The 8,700-nt window shown below is 70.4% G+C and carries 6 protein-coding genes and 1 pseudogene; 6 read left to right on the top strand and 1 reads right to left on the bottom strand.

All coding sequences use genetic code 11. The features are described 5' to 3' along the window. A pseudogene (locus B5F40_RS16440) lies at positions 1-394 on the top strand (hypothetical protein); the annotation flags it as partial. A 624-nt stretch (positions 395-1,018) separates the two neighbouring features. Then, positions 1,019-1,303, top strand: coding sequence for a hypothetical protein (locus B5F40_RS16330; RefSeq protein WP_087194897.1), 285 nt, complete (start codon positions 1,019-1,021; stop codon positions 1,301-1,303). A gap of 394 nt (positions 1,304-1,697) precedes the next feature. On the opposite strand, the gene B5F40_RS14050 is transcribed toward B5F40_RS16330, so the two are convergent. Continuing rightward, positions 1,698-2,669: a helix-turn-helix domain-containing protein gene (locus B5F40_RS14050; RefSeq protein WP_087194895.1), complete on the bottom strand. Its 972-nt coding sequence runs from the start codon at positions 2,667-2,669 to the stop codon at positions 1,698-1,700. Between the two features lie 289 nt (positions 2,670-2,958). On the opposite strand from B5F40_RS14050, the gene B5F40_RS14045 reads away from it, so the two are divergent. From B5F40_RS14045 to B5F40_RS14025, 4 genes are all read left to right on the top strand, one after another. Then, positions 2,959-3,603, top strand: a complete 645-nt coding sequence (locus B5F40_RS14045) for an MptD family putative ECF transporter S component (RefSeq protein ID WP_087194894.1) — start codon at positions 2,959-2,961, stop codon at positions 3,601-3,603. A 19-nt stretch (positions 3,604-3,622) separates the two neighbouring features. Beyond that, entirely contained in the window at positions 3,623-4,543 is a 921-nt protein-coding gene (locus tag B5F40_RS14040) for an energy-coupling factor transporter transmembrane component T family protein (protein ID WP_239443074.1), read from the top strand. Then, positions 4,540-6,378 carry an ABC transporter ATP-binding protein gene (locus B5F40_RS16750; RefSeq protein WP_239443073.1) on the top strand — a complete coding sequence of 613 codons (1,839 nt, stop codon included), beginning with the start codon at positions 4,540-4,542 and terminating at the stop codon, positions 6,376-6,378. The genes B5F40_RS14040 and B5F40_RS16750 overlap by 4 nt, the downstream gene beginning before the upstream one ends. 423 nt (positions 6,379-6,801) lie before the next feature. Beyond that, positions 6,802-8,700: an ABC transporter ATP-binding protein gene (locus B5F40_RS14025; protein ID WP_087194893.1), complete on the top strand. Its 1,899-nt coding sequence runs from the start codon at positions 6,802-6,804 to the stop codon at positions 8,698-8,700.

Below are 8,700 nucleotides of genomic sequence, written 5' to 3'. Positions count from 1 at the left end.
GGGGTCGGGCGCGCAAGCGGCTTCGTCTGTCCTGTCCGCGCGCAGCGCTCCGGCTGCAGGGTGCGCGGGGGTCGAAGCGGCGGCGGGCTCTGCGGCGAGATGCGGAACTGTCGGCTGGTGCGCGGCGGGATGCGCGGGCGACGCACGCTGCGGCGGGATGTGCGCGGGCACGGGATGTGGAGGCTGCGGGATGCGGGGGGCTGCTGGCGGCGGGACATGGGCGAGCTGCGCGCGCTGCGACAGGGCGATCTGCGGGATGCGGGTCGCGGCGCGCTGCGGGCGGCGGGACGCGGACGGCGGGATGGGCTGCAGCGGAGCGCGGCTCGGCGGGCACGGGCCGCAAGGGAGGGTGAAACTGTCGGCGGGCGTGGCTGGCGGGCTGCGCTGCGGTTGACGCAACGGCATGCTTGCGGACGCGTTGCGGGTGCGGGCGAAATGCCGGGTTGTCGGCGGGCTCCGCTGCGGGCGGCGAGATGCGCGAGCGGCAGGGACGGGATGGAAAGCTGTTTGCAGGTGAGGGCCGCGCGCGGCGCGCTGAGTGGCGGGTAGTGGGGCGGTGCGGGCCGAGGAGGCATGCGGGCGCGGGCGCTTGCGGGCGCGGACGATGCGCGCCCTCCGCTTGGGACGGGGCTCTTGTCGGCCGCTTGGCGACTGTTCGCGGCCGCCCGTGACGCGCGGCGTCGGCATTCGTGCGGCAAGATCTCTCGATTTTGGCCACGAAACCGCGTTCTGGCACGCCTGGGGGCGATTTCTGGCCGTCTTTGAGGCGCGCGAAGCCCTGCGACTTGGAAAACCCCAGGTCGCCGGATTCCTCCCGAAAGGCGTTTCGCTGGCACCGTGCCAGAACGCGGTTTCGCGGCCAAAAATCGGCCTTCTGCCCGCACGCGCCGATGGTCCTGCTCGCGTTGGATTCTGCGTTGCCGAGAAAGGGCGTCGCCGTTCGCTCCTTCGCACGGGCCTTCGACGGGCGCGTCGGGCGCGGCCCGCCTGCCGAGGAGGCGCGACAGGGAGGGGCGGCATGGCTGCGGGGAGAGGGCAGGGGCGCGACGCGGCCCGTGGAGGTCGCAAGACGCGTGCGGGCTGCGGGCGCGGCTCGGCTGCGATCGCGGTGGTGGCCGAAGGAGCTGCGGGGCTTGCGAAGCCGGCGCGCGTTTCGCGAGGGCTGCGCGTGCGCGAAACTGCGGATCGGGGCAAGCTGCGAGGTCGCAGGGCCCGTGTGCGCGGCGTAGGCCGCGAAGCCGTGGAGCCTGTGGGGTTCGCAGGTGAAGATCGGCTGCGGGCGCGGTGCAGATTGTGGTTGTGAGGCCCGCGCGTTGGCGGCGGGCTGCGGGGTCGCGGGGCCCTCATGCGCGCGCAGGCCTCGGGGCCCTCATGCGCACTTGGCCGAAGGCGCGGCTCGGCCACGGCGCGCGCGGATTGCGGGTGAGCCTCGGCTGCGGTGCGAGCGGGATTCCAGTCGCGCTCGCTCGCGAGGAGCGCGAAACGGTCGCGGGCTGCGGGCGATCGGCGGGATGCGAAAGGACCGCAGGTTGCAGACGGCTGGCGGGATGCGAAGGGGTCGCGGCTGGCGGGGCGCGTCCCGACCGTGAAGCGGCCTGCGGGATGCGCCTCGACCGCTCCGTGGGAGCGCCTGCGACCGAGGGGCGCGAAGCGGTCGGCGCGGCGGCGCGCGCAGCGGCGCTCGGGCTGCGCGGGGGCTAGGGCCGACGGCGGTAAGCGCTGGGGGCCACGCCGGTGCGGCGGTGGAACGCTTCGGCGAACGCGCCGGGCTTGCGGTAACCCACGGCGCGCGCGATGCGGGATATGGGCTCGTCGGTGGTACCGAGCAGCTCGATGGCGCGCTCGATGCGCGCATCGGCCACGAACGCCGCGGGCGAGGTGCCGTACGCCGTTTTGAAGGCGGCCTTCAGCTTCGTCTGCCCCATGCAGGCGCGGCGGGCGAGCTCCTCGCACGTCAGGGTGCTTGCGAGGTTCCCGTTGATGTAGGCGCTCAGGTCGTCGAGGGCCGCGCGGTCTTCCCGCGACAGCTTCGCGTGCTTCCCTTCGACGCGCTCGGCCTCGATGGCCTTCGCCCGTTCGATGACGAGCGCAAGCGCCTCCGACACCGCCCCTTCGTAGAACAGGGCGGCCGCCATGCCCGCCCCCTGGTAGGAGCGCACCTGGCGAAGCAGGGAGACGAGCTCGGGGAAGTCGGTGCGGCCGTCGACGAGCGCGAAGGCGCGCCGCACGTCGGGGATGTCTCCGAAGCGCGAGTGCAGGTAGTCGCGGTAGTAGTCGGGCGAGATGGTGAGGGAGGTGGCGCGCGCCGTCGCTCCCGGTTGATAGAGCGCCACGAACTCGGCCCCTTCTTCGGCGAGGTAAGTGGAGATGGCCTTGGCGCGCAGCGCGCCGGAGCCGCTTTGCACGATGAGGCTGACCTCGTCGTAATAGCAGATGGAGAGGTGCTCGGTGTGGCGGTAGCGCATGGCGCCGGCGCGTTTGAAGCGCATGTCGAAGGCGTTGACGGCGAAGAGGTTGCCGTGGAAGTACGCCCAGTACTCGCCGCTGCCCAGCTCGTTTTCAAACCGGTGGACGCTGCCCGCTGGGCCGTATCCCGGCATCGTGTCGGTCGGCACCATGTCCCAGAGGCGAAACGCCTCCTCGTACATATCGTGCTGGATGCTGCGCATTCTCGCCTCCCATCGCCTGCCTGCGAGCGGGCGCCCGCCTCTCGGTCGCCCGTCGTCGCCCTTTCGCCTCGTGCGGGTCCGTCGCCTCGGGTCGCCTGCTGTCGCCGCTTTCATCTCGTGCGCCCTCTCGCTTTGCCCGTCGCTTCGCTTTGCGCTGCCGAGAACGGTCGTTTCGCTGCCGCGAATCGTCGCGGCGACGCGCTGTGGACCGCGCGGTGCGGCGCACCCGATCATTATACCAAACAGTTACCGTGGGTTAACAATGTTCTTGACGAAAGGAGCGCTGGGCATGGAATCGAACGCAGATGGGCGCGCGGGGAAGGTGGTCCCTGCGGGGGCGAACCGATGGACGATGCGCGATGTGATGACGTTCGTGATCTTCAACATCGTCATCATCATGGTGACGATGATCGTGAAGATGGCCGAGGACGCGGTGCTGTCCCCTCAGAACACGTTTTTCGTGGGGTCATGGCTGTTTCCGTTGGTTTCGACGCCGTTTTACCTGGTGATGGCCGATCGCATCGGAAAACGCGGCGTGCTTTCGGGCTCCATCCTGCTGTTCGGCATCCTGTACACGTTCATGGGCGGCGTGTACTGCGCACCGGTGGCCGTGGCGGGCGCCGTCGTCGGCGAGCTGGCGATGTGGGGGCGCGGGGCGTACCGCAGCATCATGCGCGCGGCTGCGGGGTTCTTCGTGTACTGGGCGACGTTCGCCTGCTACGGCATCGTCCCGTACCTGCTGTTCCGGGACGCGTACATGGAGCAGCTGGGCGCGTACTATAGCGCGAGCGACGTGGCCGCGATGGTGGCCCAGTACACGGAGCTGCCGTGGATCCTGCTCATGCTGGCGCTGTTCGCCGCGGGCACGGCGCTGGGCGCGGTTGTCGGGGCGAAGTTCTTGAAGAAGCACGTCCGCAAAGCGAAGATCGCGTAGGTTGGCGATGGGAGCGTGTTTGCGATCGAATGCGCCGTCTGCCTGCGCTGCGGCGGCTGACGGCCGAGGGGAGGCCGGCGTCGTGCGGGCGTCTGGCGGCGGGGAGGCGGGGATCGAGCGCGCGCCTGGGGAGGCCGGGCGGGCGTTCGGGAAGGTCGGACCTGGGCGGGCGACCGGGACCGCGAAGGCCGCAGAGGCCGCGGCGGCTGCGGCGGCTGCGGCGGTGTCCGACGGAGCGGCGCTTGGGGCCGTCGATGTGCGGGAGGGGGTGCTCGGGCTCGACCCGCGCACGCACGTGCTGGCCGTCGCGGCGTTCGGCGTCGCGTCGGTCGTGCTCGTCGGTCTGCTCGAGACGGCGCTTTTGCAGGCGGCGGCCGCGCTGTACCTCGCGGGCAACGGACGCGCGCGCCTCGCGCTTCGCTCGTGCGCGAGCTTCGCCGTCGTGTGCGGGCTGAGCTTTTTGCCGCTGCCGGGTTTGTACGGCGTGCTCTTCGTGAGCCTCATGCACATGGTGCCGCCGTTCACGGCGGGATGCGCGCTGTTCTCGCTGTCGCCTTCGGCCATCATGTGCGCGCTCGCGCGCTGGCGTGTGCCGCGGCGGGCGCTCGTGGGCGTATGCATGCTGTTCCGGTTCGCGTCGGCGCTGCCGTTCGAGGCGCGCTCCATCGTGCGCGGCATCAGGATGCGCGGCATCTTCCCGCGCGCGCTCGATGCGGTGCTGCATCCCGCCCTCGTCTACGAATGCCTCTACACGCCGCTCGTCATGCGCTGCCTGAGGCTGTCGGCCGAACTGGCCGCTTCGGCCGAGCTGCGGGGCATCGAGGCCGACGGAGGACGCACGTCGGTTCACCATGTGGGGCTGGGTGCGCGCGATGCGCTGGTTGCTGCGGCGGTCGTGGCCGTGTGCGTCGGGCTGTGCGCAGGGGAGGGGTTGGCATGACGGCAAGACGCGAAGGCGAACGGGTGGCGGCCGTGCTGCTCGACCGGGCCTCGTTTCGCTATGTGGACGAGTCCGAGCGCGAAGCGAAAGAGGCGTCTGCCGTCCCCGCCTCGCCGTCCGCGCCGGGCGAGGGCGTGCGCGACGTGTCGCTGTCGGTGGCTCCCGGCCGCTGCCTTGTGCTGTGCGGGCGCTCGGGCGAGGGGAAGTCCACCGTGCTGCGCATGATCGACGGCCTTGCGGGCACGTTCTTCCCCGGCGACCTCTCGGGCGTCGTGGAGGTGTGCGGCGCGGACGTGCGCCGGCTCGTCCCGCGGGAGCGCGCCGAGCGGCTCGGCGTGGTGATGCAGGATCCGCGCAGCCAGTTCTTCATGGGAACGGTGGGCGACGAGATCGCGTTCACGGCCGAGAACCTGGGCGTGGATCCCGCTGAGGTCGCGCGCCGCGTGCGCGCCGCCGCCGAGGTCTGCGGCGTGGAGGGGCTTATGGGAGAGGGGTTGTCCGCGCTGTCGAGCGGCCAGAAGCAGCGCGTGGCGCTGGCTGCCGCCGTCGCGTGCGAGCCGGCGGTGCTCGTGCTGGACGAGCCCACCAGCAACTTGGACGCGGAGGGCTCCGCCGCGCTCGTGGAGGTTTTGGCGCGCCTGAAAGCACGCGGAGCCGCCGTGGTGGTGTCGGAGCATCGCCTGCACCGCTTCTTGGACGTGGCCGACGAGTACCTGTACCTGCGAAGCGGGCGCGTGATCGCCCGCTGGAGCCCCGCGAAGCTGGCCGCTCTTCCCTTGGAGGAGGTTCAAGCTTTGGGCCTTCGCCAGGAAGGACCCTTCGGAGGCGCGAGCCTGCATCGCGGCGCGACGGAGACGTCCGGTCCGGCACCTCGTTCGGTCGCGCCCGAAGAGGGGGAGGTCGCATCCGGGGAGGCGGCCGCCGCGGTCGAGGCAGGGGGAGGGGATGAGAGGGGGAAGGGCGCATTGGCCGATCAGGGCGCGCTTTCCTCCTTCGAGGGCGCGGGCGAAAACCATGCGCATCCTTCTCTTTCGTCCGCATCGGGCGAGACGGCCGGGGGTGCGGCTTCTTCTCATGGCGTGGGAAGGTTGGCCGGTCAGGCATCTTGTCCGGCTGCGCCCAAGATAAAGGAGGAGGGCGCGCTTTCCTCCTTCGGGGGCGCGGCCGAGAGACGCGCGGGCGCTTCTCTTTCGTCTCCGCCAGACGGCGGGGCGGGGAGCGCTCGCGTTTGGCGGGTCGAAAGGCTGACCTACCTCCATCCCTCCACGAAGCGGGGCGTGCGCGGCCTCGATGCGGAGTTTCCCTGCGGGGCGGTGACGGTGGTCGCGGGGCCGAACGGCGTTGGCAAGACCACGCTCGCGAAGGTTCTGTGCGGGGCGGTCCGCGAGCAGGCGGGGCGCGTGACGTTTTGCGGCCGTCCCGTTGCGCGACGCGAGCGACGGCGGCGCGGCTACTTCGTGATGCAGGACGCCGACTACCAGCTCTACGCCGGCAGCGTGGCCGACGAGGTGGTGTTGGGACGCAGGGTGGATGACGCGCTGAAAGCACGTGCGTGGGAAGCGCTTGAGGCGTTCGACCTCGCCGATCTGGCCGACCGCCATCCCGCAAGCCTCTCCGGCGGCCAGAAGCAGCGCGTGACGCTGGCGGCGGCGTACTGCTCGGACGCCGACCTCGTCGTGCTGGACGAGCCCACGAGCGGCCTCGACGGCCGCGGGGTCGCGCAGGTGGCCGCATGGTGCCGGCGGCTCGCCCGTGCGGGCAAGACGGTGGTGGTGGTCACCCATGACGAGCTTTTGGCCCGCATGGCGGGCGATCGGAGGATCGACCTGCGCTGATCTTCGCAAGTTCGCGCCGCGCAACGAGGATGGGGTGCAAGCGCCGAAAGGGCGGCGGCCGGCGGTCGGGGCGCGGGTGCCGAAGCGAGGTTGGGATGCGGACGCCGAGGCGCGACGGCTGGAATGCGGATGCCGGAGGTGCGGCGGGTGGGTGGCGGGTGCCGGAGGGCGGTCGGGGCGCGGATGCCGAAGGTGCGGCGACCGGAGCGCGGACGTCGAAACGAGGTCGGGACACCGAAGCGAGGCCGGGGCACCGGTATCGAATGGCGGCCATGGCGCGGGGCAGCCTCGAATAGGCGTTTCGCTGCCGCGATGCGGCGGGGCTTCCCGTCGCCGGCTTTCCGCTCCCTCGGTATGAGGCATGCTGCACGAAGTTGAAACGGACTAACTTAAAGCGTTGCAAGGAGTTTCGAGGAGTTGATCATGGAGGTTTCTCCGGCGAACCGCGACGCGCGGCCGAGCGCGTTCGCGAAGCTGTACTACTTCATGCGGCCCGACCGCGGACGCATGGTGTGCTCGCTTGCGCTCGCCTGCGTGGGCGAGGTGGCGGGCATGGTGCCCTATGTGGTGATCGCGCTTCTGGCGGCGGGGCTTGTCGAGGGGACGCTCACGCTCGAGCGCGCGGCTTTGCTGGCGGGCGTCGCCGCGCTCGCGCATACGGCGCGGTTCTTCTTCACGTGGCGCTCGTCCATGATGAGCCACCGCATCGCGTTCAAGGCGCTGCGCACCATGCGCGAGCAGATGGCCGAAAAGATGGAGCGCGTGCCCATGGGTACGATCATCGACACGCCCACCGGCACGTTCAAGAACCGCTTCGTCGACAACGTGAACCAGCTTGAGGACGCCATCGCGCACTTCATGCCCGAGCTGCCCTCGAACGTGTTCGGCCCTTTGCTCGCCATGACGATCGTGTTTCTCATCGACTGGCGCATGGGGCTGGCCGGCCTCGCCACCATCCCCTTGGGCGTGCTGTTCTACGCCGCCATGATGCGCGACTACAAGCCGAAGATGGCCCGTTACATCTCAAGCGAGCAGCGGATGAACTCGTCGCTGGTGGAGTACGTGAACGGCATCCAGGTGATCAAGGCGTTCGGCCGCACGGCCAGCTCGTACGGCGGGTTCTCCGAGGCGGTGGCCGAGTACCACGATTCCACCTTGGCCTGGTTCAGGCAAAGCTGGGTGTGGATGGCCGCCGTCAAGGCGGTGGTGCCCTGCACGCTGCTCGTGTCGCTGCCTTTGGGCGTGTGGCTCATGGCGCAGGGCCAGCTGGCGCTGCCGGCGTTTCTGACGTGCATCGTCATACCGCTCGGGTTCGTCGGCCCCCTTCTGAAGTTCGCGCAGGCGGGCGGCATGATATCGCGGATGGACGTGTGCCTGAACGTCATCTGGGACTTTCTGGGCGAGCCGGAGCTTTCGCGCCCCTGCGAGCGCGTGCGGCTTGCCGGCGAGTCGTTCTCGTTCGAGAACGTGTCGTTTTCCTACCACGAGGGGGCCGAAGTGCTGCACGACGTGAGCTTCGAGACGCGCCCCTCGCAGGTCACGGCCATCGTGGGCCCGTCGGGTTCGGGCAAGTCGACCGTGGCGAAGCTCATGGCCGGGTTCTGGGACGCCACGTCGGGTCGCGTGGCGTTCGGAGGCGTGGACGTGAGGGACATACCGTTCGAGCAGCTTATGGAGCGCGTGTCCTACGTGGCCCAGGACACGTTCCTGTTCGACTGCACCATCGCCGACAACATCCGCATGGGACGCCCTTCGGCAAGCGACGCCGAGGTGGAGGCCGCTGCGCGCGCTGCGGGGTGCCACGAGTTCGTGAGCCGTCTGCCGCAGGGCTACGCCACGCGCGCCGGCGAGGCGGGCGAGCGGCTTTCCGGCGGCGAGAAGCAGCGCATCGCCATTGCGCGCGCCATCTTGAAGGGCGCGCCCATCGTCATCCTCGACGAGGCGACGGCCTACGCCGACCCCGAGAACGAGGCGCTGGTGGAGCGCGCCATCAGCAAGCTGGTGGCCGGCAAGACGCTCGTCACCATCGCGCACCGCCTGTCCACCGTTCGCGGGGCCGATCAGATCCTCGTCATGGACGCCGGGCGCATCGTCGGCCGCGGCACGCACGAAGAGCTGCTTGAAGGCTGCGAGGTGTACGCCCGCATGTGGAGCCGCTACGCGGACGCGCTTTCTTCGGAGGCCCCCGCATCGAGCGCGGCGCGGGAGGCGGGCGGCGCGCATGACGCTCGCGCGGCGCAGGAGGGGCGCGCGACGCAGGTGCAAGAGGGCGAAACGCGGGCGGATTCGGGCTCTTCCGCGGGCGAAAGGAAGGTGAGGTAG

It is taken from the genome of Gordonibacter sp. An230 (assembly GCF_002159915.1).
Taxonomy (GTDB): Bacteria; Actinomycetota; Coriobacteriia; order Coriobacteriales; family Eggerthellaceae; genus Rubneribacter.
Note: the sequence above shows the minus strand (reverse complement) of the source record. Positions and strands in the feature narration are given on the sequence as shown.

Excerpts from the sequence above, each read along its gene's own strand:
- B5F40_RS14045 (WP_087194894.1), top strand. The coding sequence starts at position 2,959 with ATGGAATCGAACGCAGATGGGCGCGCGGGGAAGGTGGTCCCTGCGGGG.
- B5F40_RS14025 (WP_087194893.1), top strand. The coding sequence starts at position 6,802 with ATGGAGGTTTCTCCGGCGAACCGCGACGCGCGGCCGAGCGCGTTCGCG.
- B5F40_RS16750 (WP_239443073.1), top strand. The coding sequence starts at position 4,540 with ATGACGGCAAGACGCGAAGGCGAACGGGTGGCGGCCGTGCTGCTCGAC.
- B5F40_RS16330 (WP_087194897.1), top strand. The coding sequence starts at position 1,019 with ATGGCTGCGGGGAGAGGGCAGGGGCGCGACGCGGCCCGTGGAGGTCGC.
- B5F40_RS14050 (WP_087194895.1), bottom strand. The coding sequence starts at position 2,669 with ATGCGCAGCATCCAGCACGATATGTACGAGGAGGCGTTTCGCCTCTGG.